This window comes from Loktanella sp. DJP18 (genome assembly GCF_049310965.1).
Classification (GTDB): Bacteria; Pseudomonadota; Alphaproteobacteria; order Rhodobacterales; family Rhodobacteraceae; genus Loktanella.
Genome location: NZ_JBMERN010000034.1, coordinates 20,898 through 38,539 on the forward strand (window position 1 = coordinate 20,898; position 17,642 = coordinate 38,539).

Genomic DNA, 17,642 nt, shown 5'->3' on the forward strand with positions numbered 1-17,642 from the left:
CGGGACGGAATCATGCACAGCTTTCCCATGTTCATCCGCACCACCGGCCGCCGCGTCGTCATCGCGGGTGGTGGTGAACAGGCGGCGCAGAAGGCGCGGTTGATGTTGAAGACGGATGCAGCACTGGTGCTGCTGACCTCGGTACTTGACCCCGAACTGGCCGATCTTGTCGCGACGGGGCGCGCGACGCAGGACGGCGGCCGTGTCACGCCCGACAGCTTTGCCGATGCGGCGCTAGTCTTCATCGCCACGGGCTGCCCCGGTCTGGATGCAGCGCTGCACGCCTTGGCCAAGGCGGGCGGCGCGCAGGTCAACGTCGTGGACCAACCGGCGCTCTGCGACATGACGACGCCGTCCCTGGTCGATCGCGACCCTGTCGTCGTGGCCATCGGCACCGAAGGCACGGCTCCGGTCCTGGCGCGCCAGATCAAGACGCAGATCGAACAGATGCTGGACCCGGAACTGGGCACTTTTGCGGCCCTCGCCGGGCGGCTGCGCAGCGCGGTCACGGCCCACGTGCCAAGGTCAGAGCGCCGGGCCTTCTGGCGCTGGGTCTTTGCAGACGCGCCCTGGAGGTTGCACCGCACCGGTCAGGCCCGTGCCGCGGCCGACCTTCTGAAGCAGACGGTCTTGTCAGGCGATGTGCCACCGTCCAAAGGCCACATCGCGCTGGTCGGTGCCGGGCCCGGTGCGCCCGACCTTCTGACCCTGCGCGCCGTGCTTCGGATGCAGGAAGCGGACGTGATCTTCTACGACCGCACGATCACCGACGGTATTCTGGAACTGGCCCGGCGCGACGCCGAACGGATGTGCATCGGTGGTGCGGATGGAACGCTGGACTGGCCGACGAACCGTGTCCGCAACCTGATCGTGCAAGAGGCCAGACGCGGCAGACGAGTCGTGCGATTGACCTTGGACTGCCCGACCAGCGCCCATGATATACGGGACTACGAGATGGCCCACGACGCCGGCATTGTGGTCGAAATCGTACCCGGCATCACCTTGGACCGCACCGCCCTGCAGGTCGACCCCGCACTCCGGGACCAGGGGCAAGACCGTCACGCCTGCGGCTGACAAGGGGCGCGCCGCATGTGCCGCGCGATGTGTCGGCAACCCCTGCAGGTCAGACGGGTTCCGCCCTGACGGCGCGCCTTGCGGCCTGAACGCTGAACTGAACCAGTTTGGCCAGATCCTTGAAATCGCTCGCTGCGATTGTATCGGCATCACGCAACGCCTGCGCCTTGTGTCCGACGGCGGTGAGACCGAGCGTCGTCGCGGCACCCTTCAGGGTGTGCAGGGAATCGTCCTGCACGTCAGGCGCACTGCCACTGTCTGGTCCTGCACTGGAACATATCATTTGGCCGTCGTCTTCCAATGTCTGCAACATTTGCAGGAACAGGTCCTGGCCGGTATCCGCCAGGATCGGTCGCAATTGCCCCAGATCCAGAAGCTCGGATTCAGGGGGAACCGGATCGGGCCGCACGAAGTCGGCCAGCAACGTCGCGATCTTCTGACGCGTCACGGGTTTTGCCACGAACCCGTCCATACCGGCCGTTAGACACGCCTGCCGGTCCGCCTCAAAGGCATTTGCCGTCAACCCGACGATGGGCACGCCTTGGCCACGCTGACGCAGCTTTCGTGTTGCGGTCAGACCGTCCATGACCGGCATCCGCAGGTCCATTATGACCAGATCGAACGCCCGCCGGGTCAGCAGGTCGACCGCGACCTGACCATTCTCCGCCGTCGAGACGTTCACCCCAAAACGGTCAAGCAGCGCCTGCGCGATCTCGCGGTTGACGGCGTTGTCTTCGACCAGAAGCACCTGCGCGTCATATCGCGTGTCCGATGTGGTAGGCGCTGCAGTGTCAGGCCCGATTGCGTCAGCCTCACCGTGCAGTGTAACCGGCAGTTCAAACCAGAAGGTGCTGCCGTCGTCTGCAGCGCTGATGACACCGATCTGCCCACCCAGACCCGTGATGATTCGCTTTGAAATGGCTAGACCTAAACCGCTGCCCCCGAAATTGCGCGACGCCGACCCGTCGATCTGACTGAAATCGCGGAAAAGCTTGTCATGCTGATCCAGTGCAATGCCAATCCCGCTGTCTTGCACGTCGAACCGCAGGATGCCGTCGGCCCGCAGCGCGGCCCGCACCCGCACGGTGCCGGACGGCGTGAACTTGATCGCGTTTCCGATCAGGTTCACCAGAACCTGCCGAAGGCGGACATCGTCAGTCACCACGACGATCGGTGGCACGTCCACCTCGAACCCAAGGTTCGCATCCTTCAGGCGTTGCCGAAACACGTCCGTCAGGACGGCCGCGAGATCGGGCAGCGAGACGGGGGTCATCTGGTAGGTGACTCCGTTCGCGTCCAGATTCGAGAAATCGAGGATGTCGTTGATGACGTCCAGAAGCATATGGCCGGACCGGCGGATGGTGAGGGTGCGGCGTGCCTGTTCAGGTGTCAGCGCGGTTTCGTCCAGCAGGTCGACAGCCCCGATGATCCCGTTCAGCGGCGTTCTGATCTCATGGCTCATGGTGGCGAGGAATAATGTCTTGGCGTTGCTTGCTGCGCGCGCCGCTTTCGCGATCTCGACGTTGCGGGCAGACAGGTGGCGCAGCTTGCGCTGCGTGGCGGCGTTGATGTTCAGTTGCACGAACTGCAAGGCCATGATGACCGCAAAGACGGTGCCGGTGACAGCCACCGCCACCGCAAGGTAACCATAGTTCAGGATCTTGCGATTGCGGTCGGCGGCGCGTGCCGTGCCAAGCCGTTCATTCGAGAGGATGACCAGCTTGTTGCTTTCGGCCTGAACCCGGCGCGCCTGGCGTAGTAGCGACGGCAGCTCTGCAACAAAGGTCGCATGGTCGTCCTTGATCCGGTCAATCCTGTCGGCCATCGCGATGATCGCGTCATTTGCCTTCTCGGCCGTGACCTGAAGGTCGGCCGATCCGGTAAACGTCGCAACGAATACGCCGGTCTTCAGCAGGGCGATCCGGCTGAACACGAGGTCGAAGTTCAGACTGACCTTGTCCAAGGCAGCGGGCAGGGGCGCGGACTGTGCAACCAGTATCGATTCGACGAAGCGGGACGCTTCACGGTGGGTCTGAAAGACGGCCCACATCGCGTCTTCCCGCACGCTCTCTTCGACCGCGAGTTGGCGATCACGCAGGCTGACGAACAGATAGATCGTCGCGACGATCAGCAGACCGCCAAGCACGATCAGGATCGACGTTGCGCGCGACAGGGCGCGCGCCGTCAGGCGTCTGGCCGATTTGCGTCGCACATCAGTCCTGCACGACGATCCGGTTGATCTGCCAGACCGAGCGGCCGAAATAGACCTCGTTATAAAGCTCGGGTCGGTCGTCGAAGGGGTAGATCAAGAAAAGCGGACCCTTGTCGCGGACCGACAGCACTTTATCGTCGATGGCCGTGGCAAAGATGACATCGAATTCCGTCAGGTCCCCGGCCGGAACGTCGGCGGCGTAGTCATTCAACGCGATGATCTGCAGGTTCTGGCCCTTGGCGCCGACCGCGTCGAGGATCGCAGCCCCGGTCGGGCCGCTGAACTGGTGAGGTCCATCCAGCCAAGGCGTTGTCGCGGTGGTCGTGCGCTGTGGCAGACCGTCCAGCATCGCCTGATCGAATTCCGCCACGCCGTTGCCATTCGTCACCGTGATCTGGCCCGTAACAGTCAAAACGACGGGACCAATGGGTTCGGGCAGGTCGTCGGCCTGCGCCATGCGGGCGATAAACATGCAGGCAAAGGCGATGATGTGCAGGGCTTTCAAGGCAGGCTCCTTCAAATTGAACTGGCTGCGCCGCGGTCGTCGGGCATGACGGTGTACATCTTGCGAATGTCGTCCAGCCCGGCGTCCAGGGCAGCGACGCAGGCCGGGTCGAAATGGTGGCCGGACTGTCTGCGAATTTCGGCATGTGCCGCGTCGAACGGCCAGGCCGGTTTGTAGACGCGCGGCGAACACAGGGCGTCGAACACATCGGCGACGGCCACGATGCGGCCGGACAGGGGAATGTCGACACCGGTAAGGCCGGTGCCATAGCCTGTGCCATCCCATTTTTCGTGATGAAACAACGCGATCTCGTGGGCCATCTTCACAAGGTCGCTTTCGCCGTCTTCGAGGATGCTGGCACCGATACCTGTGTGGCGCCTGATAGCCGCCATCTCGGTCTCGGTCAGACGGCCCGACTTATTGAGGATCGCGTCGCTGATGCCGATCTTGCCGGTGTCGTGCAGGGGTGTGGCCAGATAGATCGTGCGGCAGAAATCGGCGTCCTGTCCAAGGTTCCTGGCAATGATTTCAGCCACCCGCGCCACGCGCGAAATATGCTGCCCGGTCGATCCGTCGCGAGTCTCAATCGCACGCGACAGCCGCCAGATCAGCTCTTCCTCGCGCTCGACCAGCTTGCTTATCGCGGATTTGATTTCATAGTCGAGGTGCTTGGCCCGGTCCATGAGGGCCAGCTGCGCTTCACGAAGCGACAGCAGGTTGCGCACGCGAATGCGCAGTTCATCCGGGTCGAAGGGTTTGCTGAGGAAATCGGTGGCACCGGCGCTGACGGCGGCGATCCGAACGGCACGGTCGTTGTCCGCCGTCAGCATGATGATGGGCACATGGCTGTAGTGCGGCAGCGCCCGCAGCCGGATCACAGTGTCGATCCCGTTCAGAATCGCCATGCGGTAATCGACGAGGACGATGTCGAAGGTGAAGCCGGCGCAGCGCCGCAGCGCCTGTTCCGGGTCGGTAAACCCTTCGACGTGGTAGGCGGCGACGCGCGACAAGACGGCCTTGACGACAGTCAGGCTGATCACCTCGTCGTCGATGATGCAGAGGCGCAGGTTGGCCGCCGTAACGGTCGGCACCGGTTCTGACGCGACGGGAGCAACTGTCTTGTTCATCGAGGTCCGGCCTTTTGTCGGGTGCTGGGGCGCGGGACGTCGCCGAGAACAGCAAGGGCCAGCGGTGTCACCGACGTTCCGGATACAGGGAATTCGTGAACGAAACCTTGATGCTTCTCCAGCGCGCGACTTAGGCGGACGCGGCGTTTCGCGCTCGGATCAGGTCGGCAAGCTTTGCCGCCTCCATCGGGTAGCCAAGCGCGTAGCCCTGCAAATAGTCGCAGGCCAGTTCGCGCAGAATGGCGACATGCGCCGGCGTTTCGACGCCTTCGGCGATCACGTCGATATCCAGCATCTTGCCGATGCGGATGATCGTCTCCAGCAGCGCGCGGCGAGTCGGCGACTCCACGATGGGCTGGATCAGGGCGCGGTCGATCTTCAACCGGCGCGGCGCGAGGCGCAGCAGGCTGATGATGGACGCGTGACCGGTCCCGAAATCATCGATCTCGATGTCGATGCCGAGGGACTTGATCTTGTCCAGATTCGTGTCGACCGTCTGGTTGGCCCCATCCAGAAACACTGATTCCAGCAGCTCGAAGACGATCTTTCCGCGCGGAATATGAAGGCTTTGCAGATGCGCGCCCAGACCGGGATCGGTCAGGCGCTGTCCGGAAATGTTGACAGAGACATGAGGCACATAAAGGCCCGCCGCGGTCCATGCCGCCAGATCGAGAAGCACGCGCCGCAGGACGATGTCGTCGATGGTCGCGATCAGTCCCATCTCTTCCGCGACGGTCAGAAAGCGGTCCGGCATGATCAGGCCATGTTCGGGACTCTGCCACCGCACGAGGGCTTCGACACCGCTCAATTCGTGGGTGCGCGCATCGAACTGCGGCTGATAATGGCAGATGATCTGGTTCTGCTCCAGCGCGACGGTCAAGGCATCCAGCGTCGCCTTGCGCGCAACAACCTCGTCCTTCATGTCGGGCACGTAAAAGCGCGCGACGGAACGGCCGTCCTTCTTGGCGTGATAAAGCGCAAGGTCGGCGTGGATGAAAAGATCGTCGCAATCGGGCTCCGCCAGCCCGGTCCGCGCAATTCCCGTGCTGACGCCGACCTTGATCGGGATACCCTGATAGTTCAGCGGATCGGCCAGCCTGGCCGCGATATGGTCCACATGCGCCAACAAGGCCGCATCGTCGGGCGCCTGCGGAAAGAGCGCCACGAATTCGTCGCCGCCGCTTCGCGCCACCGTCACCTCTGTCGGCAGTTCCTGCGCCAGAATGGACGCGATGTGCCGCAGAGTGACGTCACCGGCATCGTGGCCGAGCGAGTCGTTGATCTGCTTGAACCGATCGATGTCAAAGTGGATGGCTGCGACCTGACCGGGCCGGGCCGTCCGCCTGATGGCGTTGAAGGCGTCATCCAACGCTCTGCGGTTGGCCAGACCGGTCAGATAGTCGTGGCGGCTTTCGTATTCCAGCCGAACCTGCGCCAATTCCAGCGCGACGGTCTTCTGATGGTCCTGCGAGATGTCGAAGTTGACGCCGATGTACCGGTCGCCATTATGGATATCGGGAAAGAACTTGCCGCGACTGCGAACAAATTTCTCGGTCCCGTCGGCAGTGACGATCCGGTAGTCGCAGGCCAGATCCCGCTGAGTCCGTCTGCAATCCTCGTAGTTGGCCACGGTTGCGGCCCGGTCATCGGGATGGATCAGTGCGGCCCATTCGGCTTCGCTACGCTCTGTCGCGCCGTCGGTCAGCCCGTAGATTTCAAGCATGCGCGCGTCCCAGAAGTCGACGCTGGACCCGGTCGGATGTTCCCACTGACCGATTTCTGAGGCCTCGATCGCCATCGCAAGGCGCTGCGCCAAGCGGTCGCGTTCAAGCTCCGCCGCCTTGATGTCGCTGATGTCGGTATCGGTGCCGATGATGTGGACGGGTGTGCCGCTGGCGTCCCGGCGCACCACGCGACGCCGGCTGAGAATCCAGATCCAGTGACCGTCCGCGTGTTTCTGTCGGAACGTGTAATCGACGATGTCGGTCTGCCCTGCGTCCTGACGCGCCAGTTCCCGCCGGATGTGTGCAATGTCTTCCGGGTGGATCGTCAGCAGCCAATCGTTCGTCGACAGCGGTGCCGACGCATGGTGGGGCAGGCCCCGCATCTCGCGCCAGGTGTCCGAAAGGTAATGCTGATCATTTTCGAAATCGTGGTCCCAGACACCCTGCTTGGCGCTGAGGACGGCCGTCTTCCAACGCATCTCGGTCCTCACCAGCGCGCTGATGCGCGCGGCGTCAGTATGAGAATCCGGTGGGATCGGCTGCGCGATCTGCGCCGCGGACTGGTGCTGGAACAGGAATCCGCCAATGGTGCCATAGTGATCGCTAAGCGATTTCACGTTCCAGATGGCACCTGACGGGATCGGTATCTCAAGGGTCCGAGTCTCTGCCGTGCCGTCGATGACAGTATCGCTCCACCTGTGAAAGAATTGTGCGGCGTGGAGCGGCAGGATGTCGGTCAAAGCGACACCGTCGGTCGGACCACCGGTCGTATCCGACATCAACGCAATTGCTTTGCCATTGGCATGAATCACGTCCGTTCCAAGACCCAGAACGAATGCCGGCTGTGCGAGGCTGTCGATCAGGTTTTCGACGAGGCCACGTTCGGGAAAATCCGTCTTGAAGTTCATGTGAAAGCCAACCTGACGAAGACGGGTGCCGTTCAAGGACGCAACCTTTAACGCGCCCAAGTCAAGCTACCGTGTAGAACTGACTTTCGCGCTCTGGTTGAATTGACACAGTTTCTGGCCGAGACTGCCGGGCTCAGCCCCCGGCGGCTGCCCGAATGGCCCTGATATTGTCGCCATAGACCTGCGGCCTGTCCACGGACCCGCAACGGAACACGGCGGACCCGGCCACCAGCACGTCCGCCCCTGCCGCCACGACCAGCGGTGCCGTTGCGGGATCGACTCCGCCATCGATTTCGATATGCACCTCGCGGTCACCGATCATGTCCCGCAGCTTGCGGACCTTGGCCGTCATGTCGATGAACTTCTGCCCGCCAAAGCCGGGGTTCACAGTCATCACGCAGACCAGATCCGCCATGTCCAGCAGGTCCGCCACCGCATCGGCCGGGGTGCCGGGGTTCAACGCGACGCCTGCCTTCATGCCAGCGGCCCGGATCGCCTGCAACGTGCGGTGAATGTGCGGTCCCGCCTCGAGGTGTGCGGTCAGGATGTCGGCCCCCGCATCGGCATAGGCGTCGATGAAGGAATCGACGGGAGAGATCATCAGATGCACGTCCATTACGGTCGTGACGTGCTTGCGAAACGCCTTCACCGCGGGTGGACCGAAGGTCAGGTTCGGCACGAAATGCCCGTCCATCACGTCGACATGCACCCAGTCCGCGCCCTCATCCTCGATCGCGCGGATTTCGCGCCCGAAGTCGGCAAAATCGGCGGACAGGATCGACGGCGCGATCTTGAGGCTGCGGTTGAAGGTCATTCGGGTCTCCTTGATCGAAGGGCTATCTGAACCGCGAGGCTCAGACCATGCGGATCACGTCCTTGTCGATGGCCAGCATGTAGCCCTTGCGCGCGATGTTCTTGACCAGCAGTTCGCTGACCATCTGGTTGCCCAGCGTGTCGCGCAGGCGCTTGATCCGGGTCGCCCCCGCCGCCTCGTCGCAGTCGGACGCGTCCCGGCCCGAGATCACGCCTTCGATTTCGGCGCCCGACAGCACCTCGTCGTCCATCCGCGCCTCGGCCAGCACGGAGAGGGTCTCGATGGCTGCCGCCGTCAGCTTGAATTCGAAGTTGTTGAGGTAGACGGACCCCTGATCGCGGCTGATCAGCAGGCTGTTCACCTCGATCCCCTTGCGTTCGATCTGACCCATCCGCCGCGTCAGGCCGATCAGCATGACCAGAAAGGCGATCGCCGCGACCAGCAACGCAGTCGAGAACACGAGAAGGACGAAGATCACGAAGCGATAGGACGACAGCGTGTCGGAAAACGCGGTGCCCGATCCGGCCAGAATCTCCAGCAGCTTGATTTCCGCATTGGTGGTCAGGTTGTCGTTTTCCACGAACAACTGTTCGACGCGGGCGTTGAACGCATTCGCATCGGGCAGATTGACGAACAGCAGCACCGCAGCTGCGGCAAGGATGACCACGATTCCGATGATGCCGCCCACGACGATGCGGTTGCCGATTTCACGCGCCTCAGTAGCGGAGGAAATACTCACCTGCGCTGTCCTTTCTGCTGTCCAGACCGTTTGCATCGAACACGCCCACGATGGTCAGCAGCGCCCAGCCATCTGCCTGAAGCCGCGGCGCAAGCGTCGCGGCGGCATTGGCGGCGGAACAGTCCCCGGTCACTTCGGCCACGCCGTAATGCAGTCGCAGCGGCTGGTCCCGCTTGGCCTTGTAATCGGCAAAGCAATCAGCCTGCGCGGCAGTCGCACCGAGCAGGCCAATCAGGATCAGGGGAAGGAGTTGTTTCATCATGGGCCGATCTGACATGCACGAGACGTGTTATGCAATATCGCGGGATGTTATCGCGCCCGGCCGCTGGGCGCCAGCCGCCGTTATCGCGCGACGAGCCTGTTTGGCCGATGCTGCGGGCATCGGTGGGTGCGCAGGGCACCCCGACAGGGAAGGTGGACAAGATGATCAGGACAGCCGCGACACTCCTATTGCTGTGCGGCGGCATGACGCAACCGGCTTGGGCCGATCAGGCGATCGACTGGCGCGGCCTGCTGCAAGGGCAAGGCAACGGGATTGACGGTCCGCATCGCGGGCCGATGGCCCCGATGGTCGCACCGCCCGTGGTGGTGGATCGACACCCCGGCCTGCATCATGGACGGGACCTGCCGAGCCGTTGCCTGCAATCGGTCGAGACGCCGGACGGCTGGCACCGGCTGTACGATTCCGCATGCCTGTCGAATCGGCTCGGCGCGGAGGCGCGGTTGCCGCGAATCTGTCGGGTTCAGCTTGTCACCTGGGGCGGCATCCGCGACGGCTACGACCCCCAGTGTCTCGACGACACAGGTTTCCGGCCCCGACGCTAGGCCGGTACGACATCGCTGCCCGAGGACGACTGGCCCTTTTCCCGGCCGCCATGTTGCGGCAGATTGGCGGCATGACGTTTCTTCCTCCGGACCTGAGTTTCGAAATCCTGGCGCGCGGACAGGGTCACCGTCTGATCGCGGGCGTGGATGAAGTCGGGCGCGGCCCGTTGGCTGGCCCTGTGATGGCCTGCGCGGTGATCCTTGATCCCGCGCGTATTCCGCCGGGCCTCGGGGACAGCAAGGCGATCAGCGCCAAACGGCGGGTCGCCCTGTTCGATCTGATCCCGCAGGTCGCTTCCGTCGGTTACGGCAGCGCCTCGGTCGAGGAAATCGAGCACCACAATATCCTTGTCGCAAGCCATCTTGCCATGCAGCGCGCACTGGCCGACTTGGCACATCCGCCCTGCTTTGCGCTGATTGACGGCAACCGCCTGCCGCGGAGTCTGAGGTGTCCGGCGCAAACCATCGTGCAGGGTGATGCGCGGTCCCTGTCCATCGCCGCTGCCTCAATTATGGCAAAAGTGTGGCGCGATCGGGTGATGGTGGACTTGGCGCAACAGCATCCCGGCTACGGCTGGGAGAGAAATGCAGGTTATCCGACAGCCGAACATATAGAGGGGCTGAAATGTCACGGTGTGTCACCACATCACCGCAGGACGTTCGGGCCAGTCCACAAGATGTTGTGGCAAGAAAAAATTGAGACGGTCTAAGGCAATATATTCATTGCTCTGGAATCCCCGGAAAGGTCATCCTGTCCTCAATCAACGAGTGGAAAAATCCACCGGGATAGAGGCAGAGCATGACAATAAGAACAAAGGCCCAGAAGGGCCTATCGCTACCGGTTAACCAAATTTTGGGGGGTGACTGCATCGATGTGATGAACAGTCTGCCAGAAGCATCGGTCGATCTGATCTTTGCCGACCCACCCTACAACCTTCAGCTGCGCGGCGACCTGCATCGCCCCGACAATTCCAAGGTCGATGCCGTCGACGATCATTGGGACCAGTTCGACAGCTTTGCCGTCTACGACGCATTCACCCGCGACTGGCTGACCGCCGCACGCCGCCTGCTGAAACCGAACGGCGCGATCTGGGTGATCGGCAGCTATCACAACGTCTTCCGCATGGGGGCCGAATTGCAGAACCAGGGATACTGGATCCTCAACGATGTCGTCTGGCGCAAATCGAACCCGATGCCGAACTTTCGCGGCAAGCGGTTCACCAACGCACATGAGACGCTGATCTGGGCCAGCAAGTCGGAAAACAGCAAATATACCTTCAACTACGAGGCGCTGAAGGCGCTGAACGAAGGCGTGCAGATGCGGTCTGACTGGATGCTGCCGATCTGCACGGGGCACGAGCGGATCAAGGACGACAACGGCGACAAGGCCCACCCGACGCAAAAGCCGGAAAGCCTGTTGCACCGTGTCCTTTTGGGGACAACGAACCCCGGCGACGTCGTGCTGGACCCGTTCTTTGGCACCGGCACCACGGGCGCTGTCGCCAAGATGCTGGGCCGCGATTTCATCGGGATCGAACGGGAAGACGCCTACCGCGAGGTCGCTGAAAAGCGAATCGCCAAGGTCCGCAAGTTTGACAACGAGGCCTTGCAGGTCAGCACATCCAAGCGATCAGAGCCGCGCGTCGCCTTTGGCGTCCTTGTCGAACGCGGGATGCTGCGGCCGGGAGAAGAGCTTTATTCCCTGAACGGGCGTCATACCGTCAAGGTCCGTGCCGACGGCACCCTCAGCGGAGACGACATCAAGGGATCCATCCATCAGGTCGGTGCCCATCTGGAAGGCGCGCCAAGTTGCAATGGCTGGACCTACTGGCAATTCAAGCGCGAAGGGCAGCGCGTGCCCATCGACTTGCTGCGCCAGCAGGTCCGCGCCGAAATGGCCAAGCACGCCTAGAGTTTTCACAGTTACCGCCGGTGCCATCGACGCGTCAGCCCCACATGGGCTGACGTGCAGGCACTACCTTTGCCCCGCTGTCCCCTTGGGACATGCGGGGTTTTTTTTGAGGCATGACTTCACGTGGGATCAACCTGTCAGGCCGCGCGATCGGCACTACCTTCTGTGCAAGCAATCGAAGGAATAGCCCCATGACAGACGCCACCCGGATCGTTCTTGCCAGCCGCCCCGACGGCAAACCGACGCTGGACAATTTCCGGCAAGAGACTGCTTCTCTGCCCGCCATTGGGGATGGAGAGTTTCTGGTCCGCGTCATCTGGCTGTCGCTGGACCCCTACATGCGGGGCCGGATGGACGACGCGAAATCCTATGCAAAGCCGGTCGCGGTCGGTGACGTGATGGAAGGCGGCACCGTGGCCGAGGTGATGGAAAGCCGCAACGACAGCTTTCCTGTCGGGAAGATCGTCGCGGGGTCGTTCGGCTGGACGTCTCATGCGATCAGCAACGGCGACGGCGTGCGCATCATGGACCCGGATATCGCCCCCATCTCGACCGCGCAGGGCGTGCTGGGGATGCCCGGCATCACCGCATGGGTCGGGTTGAACGACATCGGGCGCGCCAAGCCCGGCGAAACCATCGTCGTCTCTGCCGCGACGGGGGCCGTCGGCGGCATGGTCGGGCAGTTGGCAAAGGCCAAGGACATGCGCGTCATCGGCGTCGCCGGCGGGCCTGACAAATGCGATTACGCTGTCAAGGAACTGGGTTATGACGTCTGCCTCGACCACCACGCGCATGACGCGAAGTCCTTGCGCGATGCGATCAGGGACGCAGCGCCCGACGGCGTCGACGTCTATTTCGAAAGCGTCGGCGGCAAGACGCTGGAGGCGGTGCTGGCCAACATGAACACCCACGGGCGCATCGCCGTGTGCGGCATGATCGCGTGGTATTCGGGCCAAGGCATCGGCGATGCGCAGCCGCTGCCGGCGGTCTGGCGCAACATCCTGACGCGGCGTCTGCTGGTCGAAGGCTTCATCATCTTCGACCACTTCCACAAATTCCCCGACTTCATGGCACAGGTCGGCCCGATGGTCGGCGACGGGACGATCACCTACCGCGAGGATATCGCGGAGGGGTTGGAGAACGCGCCGCAGGCGTTCCTCGACATGCTGGGCGGCGGCAACTTCGGCAAGCAGATGGTACGTGTCGGCAGCGATCCCGCCTGACCTAGCGCGGCCACGGATGGGTCGCGGCCTTGTAGGCGGACCAATCCGTGATGTGCGGATGGTGCTGGCGGCGCCATTTCTTGACCTGCGGGTTCATCATGCGCCGCCAGACGGGAGGCATCATCGCCACGATTCCCATCACCGAATAGCCGTAGGGCAGTTGTGGCGCATCGTCTGCGGCGTAGGTCGGCAACAGCGGAAACCGGCGGTCGGGCTTGTAGTGATGGTCCGAATGGCGTTGCAGGTTGATCAGCAGCCAGTTCGACACCTTCTGGGCAGAGTTCCACGAGTGATGCGGCTTGACGTGTTCATACTTACCATTGCCCAGATGTTCGCGCGTCAGACCGTAGTGTTCAATGTAATTCACGAGTTCCAGATGCCAGGCGGCGATGAAGGCCTGCCAGACGAACAGCGCCACGCCAAGCCAGCCCCCGATGATCGCGGCCAGCGTCAGAAACGCCAGTTGCAGTGCCCAGTAACGCCAGAACGGATTGCGGCTGTCGTGCCAGGGCCGGTCCTTGCGCGCCAGCTTCGCCTTTTCCACCCGAAACGCCGAGACGTAGCATCCGACCAGCACGCGCGGAAAGAAGCGGTGGAACCCTTCGTTATAGCGCGCCGTGACCGGATCGCGCGGCGTCCCGACATAGCGGTGATGCACCAGTAGATGCTCTGACCGAAAGTGCGAATACAGCACCATTGCCAGCAGGATATCCGCCATCCAGCGTTCGACCTTGGGCCGCTGGTGCATCAGCTCGTGTGCGTAGTTGATGCCCACCGTCCCGGTGACGATCCCCACGCCGAAGAACAGCGCGACCAGCTCCCACCCGTCCAGATGGTTCGTCTGCGTCGCGTAATACAGCACGCCGAACACTGTCCCGACCTGAAGCGGCGCCCAGATGATCGTGATGATCCGATACCACCACAACTGGTCGTCGGGGGTGGCGGTGTCTGGATTCGCCTCGTTCAGACCGGCAAAGATGTCGATGATTCCGAACAGATACCAAGTGCAGACGGGGACAAGCAGCAGCGCCCAGCCCCCCCAGATGGCACTGACCCAGACGATCGGAATCAGCAGCAGCGACAGCCAGAAAGGCAGGGCTGCGGACAGACGTCCGATTCGCGGTGTGGCAATGGTTGCAGTCATGCGATCCTCATACCCGAAGATTACGGCATTTTGTCAGCGCGGATGCAAAGAATCGGCGACCAGATCATGCACCTTGCGCATGACGGTTGGTAACGCGGCGGGGCTGAAAACGCCATGCGGCACGAAATTGCCCCGGTCGGGCTGCGCATTGGTGGGGACGACAGCCCAGAGAATCGCCAGCTCCAGATGAAAATGGGTGAAGGTATGTCGCGCGGTGGCGTCCAGCACCTGCCAATCGGCGGCGACAGGCGGCGCGGGTTGCGGATCGTCGGACCAGTCCGAGCCGGGAAACCCCAGCATTCCGCCCAGCAACCCCTTTTCGGCGCGGGTTTCCAGCAGCCAGGCCCCGTCGACGCGCCGTGCGACATAAGCGATACCGCGCCGCACCGGAACGGCCTTCTTCGGCGTCTTTCTGGGCAGCAGCGCCGCAGTCCCGGCCAGCCTTGCCGCACAGCCCTGCATCCACGGACAGATGCCGCAGGCAGGCGATTTGGGCGTGCAGATCGTGGCACCAAGGTCCATCACGGCCTGCGCATAATCGCCGGGTCTTTTTTGCGGCGTCAGGGCCTGTGCCAGCGCCATCAAGGCAGGCTTTGCTGTGGGCAGCGGCGTATGAACATCGTGAAGCCGCGCCATGACTCGTTCGACATTGCCGTCCAGCACGGTTTCGGGCCGGTCAAAGGCGATCGCGGCAACTGCCGATGCGGTATAGGGGCCGATCCCCGGCAACGTCAGAAGCGTCGCGTGGTCGGACGGAAAGACGCCGCCGTGATCCGCGACCACGGCGCGGGCGCATTTCAGCAGGTTGCGGGCGCGGGCATAGTATCCCAGCCCGGCCCACGCGGCCATGACATCGGCATCCCGCGCCCCCGCCAGATCGGCGACGGTGGGCCATAACCGCATGAACTTGCGCCAGTAATCACGCACGGCGGCAACGGTGGTCTGTTGCAGCATGACCTCTGACAGCCAGACGCCGTAGGGATCGGGCCGTGCCCCCGCCTTGCGATCCGAGGGCGACACGCGCCACGGCATTGCGCGGGCGTGGACATCATACCAGTCCAGCAGTTGCAATGATCGGTCACGCAATGTTCATGCCCTTTCGCGCTGACTTGGCGTGCGGGGTGACATAGACTAAACGGTGATGATGAAACAGCCTCACCGCACGTCTTCGACCCGCGGCTTTTCCCGCGCCGTCACGCTGATGCAGTCGCGCATCCGCGCGGGCAGCGAAGGTCGTGGCTTTGCGGAAACGCGGTTGCTGACCCATTGGGCGGAATTCGTGGGCGAACAGGTCGCCAGCGTGGCGACGCCGGTCAACGTGTCCTACGGGCGCGGCGGTCTGGGGGCGACCCTCACGATCCTGACGACCGGGTCCAATGCGCCGATACTGGAGATGCAGAAGCTTCAGATTCTGGAAAAGGTGAATGCCTGCTACGGCTACCGGGCCATCGCCCGCGTGCGCATCACGCAGACCGCCCCCACCGGCTTTGCCGAAGGACGCGTCGCCTTTGCCGCAGCACCGAAAGCCCCCGAAAAGCCCGACCCCGAGATGCAGGAACGTGCGCGCACGGTTGCAAAGGGTGTCGCGAATGATGATCTGAGGACAGCACTGGAGGCGCTTGCCGCCAATGTCCTGTCGAAACCGAAAAACCGAACCTGAGGTAGATTTGATGAAACGCAGAACCCTGTTGGCCACCGGCGGCGCTGCCGCCCTTGTCGGCGGCGCCTTTGCCCTGAACCTGAGCAGCCCGCAGAACGGCCTTCTGGTCGGTATGGCGAATGCCCAGAGCGACACGCCCGCCGACCCGGCAGCGATCCCGGACATGGTGATCGGGGCCGCAGACGCGCCGGTCAAGATGACCGAATACGCAAGTTTCACCTGCCCGCATTGTGCGGACTTCCACGCGACCGTCTGGCCGCGGCTGAAGGCCGACTACATCGACACCGGCAAGGTGCAGTTCACCTACCGCGAGGTCTATTTCGACCGCTTCGGTCTGTGGGCGTCCATGATGGCCCGCTGCGGCGGAGAGATGCGGTTCTTTGGCATGGCCGACATGTTCTACGACAAGCAGCGCGAATGGACCGCCAGCGGCGATCCCGCGACGATCGCGCAGGACCTGCGCAAGCTGGCCAAGACCGCCGGTTTGACGGACGAAATGCTGGACGCGTGCATGAACGATGCCGCGCAGGCGCAGAACCTTGTCGCATGGTTTGAGTCGAACGCCGCGGAAGACGAGATCACCTCGACCCCGTCGTTCATCATCGACGGCACGAAGTATTCGAACATGAGCTATGAGGACATGTCCAAGATCATCGACGACGCGATCGCCGGCTGATGCGCCCGCTTGAAGGGTTGCGCGTCATCGAGCTGGCGCGCATCCTGGCCGGCCCCTGGGCCGGTCAGACGCTGGCCGATCTGGGTGCCGAAGTCATCAAGGTCGAATCCGCCGACGGCGACGATACCCGCCGCTGGGGGCCGCCCTGGATCGATCACGACGGCGACCGCGCGGCCGCCTATTTTCATGGGACGAACAGGGGCAAGACCTCTCTCACCGTGGATTTCCGCACGCCGGAAGGTCAGGCCCGCGTCCGCGATCTGATCGCCGACGCCGATATCGTGATCGAGAATTTCAAGGTCGGCGGTCTGGCGAAGTACGGCCTCGATTATGCCAGCCTGTCGGCGCTGAATCCACGGCTGATCTACTGCTCCATCACCGGGTTCGGGCAGGACGGCCCCTATGCGCACCGCGCGGGCTACGACTATATCATCCAGGGCATGTCCGGCCTGATGAGCGTGACCGGAGACGCCGATGGCCAGCCGCAGCGGGTCGGTGTCGCCGTGGTGGACCTGTTTACCGGCATGTATGCCAGCACCGCGATCCTCGCCGCCGTGCATCAGCGCCACGCAACGGGGCGTGGCCAGCAGATCGACTTGGCGCTCTATGACGTGGCCGTCGCGATGATGGCCAATCAGGCAATGAACTACCTTGCCACCGGCATGCCGCCGGTTCGGACAGGAAACTCCCATCCGAACCTCGTGCCCTATCAGGTCTTCGATTGTGCCGACGGACACATCGTCATCGCCACTGGCAACGATGCGCAATTCAGGCGGCTCTGCGACGTGCTCGACCTTGCCGAGTTGGGCACCGACCCTGCTTACGCCAGCAACGGCGAGCGGATCGCCCAGCGCGACAGACTTGTCGGCGCGCTGAACGACGGGACACGCCGACACGCGCGCGACGCCCTCCTTGCGCTGTGCGAGGCGCATGGCATCCCCGCCGGCCCGATCAACGACATGGCGCAGGTCTTTGCCGATCCCCAGATCGTTTACCGCGGGATGCAGGTCGATCTGGACGGGGTGCCGGGGATGCGGACGCCGATCCGGATGTCCGGCGGCGATACCTCACCACGCGGGCCGGCACCGAAATTGCAGCG

The 17,642-nt window shown here is 63.1% G+C and carries 17 protein-coding genes; 8 read left to right on the forward strand and 9 right to left on the reverse strand.

Annotated elements, in window-relative coordinates:
- Positions 1-12: 12 nt before the first annotated feature.
- Positions 13-1,074, forward strand: coding sequence for a siroheme synthase (locus tag ACOI1H_RS11780; protein WP_422437671.1), 1,062 nt, complete (start codon positions 13-15; stop codon positions 1,072-1,074).
- A gap of 49 nt (positions 1,075-1,123) precedes the next feature.
- Here the strand turns inward: ACOI1H_RS11780 and ACOI1H_RS11785 are convergent, their stop codons facing one another.
- The 7 genes from ACOI1H_RS11785 to ACOI1H_RS11815 all read right to left on the reverse strand — a co-directional run bounded on the left by ACOI1H_RS11785 (position 1,124) and on the right by ACOI1H_RS11815 (position 9,365).
- Positions 1,124-3,286, reverse strand: a complete 2,163-nt coding sequence (locus ACOI1H_RS11785) for a response regulator (protein ID WP_422437672.1) — start codon at positions 3,284-3,286, stop codon at positions 1,124-1,126.
- 1 nt (position 3,287) lies between these two features.
- On the reverse strand, positions 3,288-3,791 hold the full coding sequence (locus tag ACOI1H_RS11790; RefSeq protein WP_422437673.1) for a hypothetical protein: 504 nt from the start codon (positions 3,789-3,791) through the stop codon (positions 3,288-3,290).
- An 11-nt stretch (positions 3,792-3,802) separates the two neighbouring features.
- Entirely contained in the window at positions 3,803-4,918 is a 1,116-nt protein-coding gene (locus ACOI1H_RS11795) for an HD domain-containing phosphohydrolase (protein ID WP_422437675.1), read from the reverse strand.
- Between the two features lie 130 nt (positions 4,919-5,048).
- Positions 5,049-7,586: a putative bifunctional diguanylate cyclase/phosphodiesterase gene (locus ACOI1H_RS11800; RefSeq protein WP_422437676.1), complete on the reverse strand. Its 2,538-nt coding sequence runs from the start codon at positions 7,584-7,586 to the stop codon at positions 5,049-5,051.
- Positions 7,587-7,683: 97 nt separating this feature from the next.
- Positions 7,684-8,364, reverse strand: coding sequence for a ribulose-phosphate 3-epimerase (gene rpe / locus ACOI1H_RS11805; RefSeq protein WP_422437678.1), 681 nt, complete (start codon positions 8,362-8,364; stop codon positions 7,684-7,686).
- A 40-nt stretch (positions 8,365-8,404) separates the two neighbouring features.
- A complete protein-coding gene (locus ACOI1H_RS11810) occupies positions 8,405-9,139 on the reverse strand; it encodes a winged helix-turn-helix domain-containing protein (RefSeq protein WP_422437679.1) in 735 nt (244 codons plus the stop codon).
- Complete coding sequence (locus tag ACOI1H_RS11815) at positions 9,081-9,365, reverse strand: hypothetical protein (protein WP_422437681.1); 285 nt, start codon at positions 9,363-9,365, stop codon at positions 9,081-9,083. The genes ACOI1H_RS11810 and ACOI1H_RS11815 overlap by 59 nt, the downstream gene beginning before the upstream one ends.
- Positions 9,366-9,526: 161 nt before the next feature.
- Here ACOI1H_RS11815 and ACOI1H_RS11820 point away from each other — a divergent pair, with 161 nt between their 5' ends.
- From ACOI1H_RS11820 to ACOI1H_RS11835, 4 genes are all read left to right on the forward strand, one after another.
- A complete protein-coding gene (locus tag ACOI1H_RS11820) occupies positions 9,527-9,928 on the forward strand; it encodes a hypothetical protein (protein ID WP_422437683.1) in 402 nt (133 codons plus the stop codon).
- 71 nt (positions 9,929-9,999) lie between these two features.
- Positions 10,000-10,638 carry a ribonuclease HII gene (locus ACOI1H_RS11825; protein ID WP_422437684.1) on the forward strand — a complete coding sequence of 213 codons (639 nt, stop codon included), beginning with the start codon at positions 10,000-10,002 and terminating at the stop codon, positions 10,636-10,638.
- An 89-nt stretch (positions 10,639-10,727) separates the two neighbouring features.
- Complete coding sequence (locus ACOI1H_RS11830; protein WP_422437685.1) at positions 10,728-11,840, forward strand: site-specific DNA-methyltransferase; 1,113 nt, start codon at positions 10,728-10,730, stop codon at positions 11,838-11,840.
- 191 nt (positions 11,841-12,031) lie between these two features.
- A complete protein-coding gene (locus ACOI1H_RS11835; RefSeq protein WP_422437686.1) occupies positions 12,032-13,063 on the forward strand; it encodes an NADP-dependent oxidoreductase in 1,032 nt (343 codons plus the stop codon).
- A 1-nt stretch (position 13,064) separates the two neighbouring features.
- Here the strand turns inward: ACOI1H_RS11835 and ACOI1H_RS11840 are convergent, their stop codons facing one another.
- On the reverse strand, positions 13,065-14,207 hold the full coding sequence (locus tag ACOI1H_RS11840; protein WP_422437687.1) for an alkane 1-monooxygenase: 1,143 nt from the start codon (positions 14,205-14,207) through the stop codon (positions 13,065-13,067).
- A 33-nt stretch (positions 14,208-14,240) separates the two neighbouring features.
- Positions 14,241-15,293, reverse strand: a complete 1,053-nt coding sequence (gene mutY / locus ACOI1H_RS11845; protein WP_422437688.1) for an A/G-specific adenine glycosylase — start codon at positions 15,291-15,293, stop codon at positions 14,241-14,243.
- A 58-nt stretch (positions 15,294-15,351) separates the two neighbouring features.
- Here mutY and ACOI1H_RS11850 point away from each other — a divergent pair, with 58 nt between their 5' ends.
- The 3 genes from ACOI1H_RS11850 to ACOI1H_RS11860 form a co-directional block, all read left to right on the forward strand.
- The gene (locus ACOI1H_RS11850) at positions 15,352-15,867 is read left to right on the forward strand and encodes a DUF721 domain-containing protein (RefSeq protein WP_422437693.1); all 516 of its coding nucleotides are present in this window, start codon (positions 15,352-15,354) and stop codon (positions 15,865-15,867) included.
- Between the two features lie 10 nt (positions 15,868-15,877).
- Positions 15,878-16,543: a DsbA family protein gene (locus ACOI1H_RS11855; RefSeq protein ID WP_422437689.1), complete on the forward strand. Its 666-nt coding sequence runs from the start codon at positions 15,878-15,880 to the stop codon at positions 16,541-16,543.
- Positions 16,540-17,642: CaiB/BaiF CoA transferase family protein (locus ACOI1H_RS11860; protein WP_422437695.1), on the forward strand; the 1,103-nt coding region annotated here is incomplete at its 3' end. The genes ACOI1H_RS11855 and ACOI1H_RS11860, both read left to right, overlap by 4 nt.

What these genes read in the sequence shown, in the direction of transcription:
- ACOI1H_RS11780 (WP_422437671.1), top strand. Translation starts at nt 13, where the DNA reads ATGCACAGCTTTCCCATGTTCATCCGCACCACCGGCCGCCGCGTCGTC.
- ACOI1H_RS11795 (WP_422437675.1), bottom strand. Translation starts at nt 4,918, where the DNA reads ATGAACAAGACAGTTGCTCCCGTCGCGTCAGAACCGGTGCCGACCGTT.
- ACOI1H_RS11835 (WP_422437686.1), top strand. Translation starts at nt 12,032, where the DNA reads ATGACAGACGCCACCCGGATCGTTCTTGCCAGCCGCCCCGACGGCAAA.
- ACOI1H_RS11840 (WP_422437687.1), bottom strand. Translation starts at nt 14,207, where the DNA reads ATGACTGCAACCATTGCCACACCGCGAATCGGACGTCTGTCCGCAGCC.
- ACOI1H_RS11855 (WP_422437689.1), top strand. Translation starts at nt 15,878, where the DNA reads ATGAAACGCAGAACCCTGTTGGCCACCGGCGGCGCTGCCGCCCTTGTC.
- ACOI1H_RS11825 (WP_422437684.1), top strand. Translation starts at nt 10,000, where the DNA reads ATGACGTTTCTTCCTCCGGACCTGAGTTTCGAAATCCTGGCGCGCGGA.
- ACOI1H_RS11815 (WP_422437681.1), bottom strand. Translation starts at nt 9,365, where the DNA reads ATGATGAAACAACTCCTTCCCCTGATCCTGATTGGCCTGCTCGGTGCG.
- ACOI1H_RS11820 (WP_422437683.1), top strand. Translation starts at nt 9,527, where the DNA reads ATGATCAGGACAGCCGCGACACTCCTATTGCTGTGCGGCGGCATGACG.
- rpe (WP_422437678.1), bottom strand. Translation starts at nt 8,364, where the DNA reads ATGACCTTCAACCGCAGCCTCAAGATCGCGCCGTCGATCCTGTCCGCC.
- ACOI1H_RS11810 (WP_422437679.1), bottom strand. Translation starts at nt 9,139, where the DNA reads ATGCAAACGGTCTGGACAGCAGAAAGGACAGCGCAGGTGAGTATTTCC.
- ACOI1H_RS11850 (WP_422437693.1), top strand. Translation starts at nt 15,352, where the DNA reads ATGAAACAGCCTCACCGCACGTCTTCGACCCGCGGCTTTTCCCGCGCC.
- ACOI1H_RS11830 (WP_422437685.1), top strand. Translation starts at nt 10,728, where the DNA reads ATGACAATAAGAACAAAGGCCCAGAAGGGCCTATCGCTACCGGTTAAC.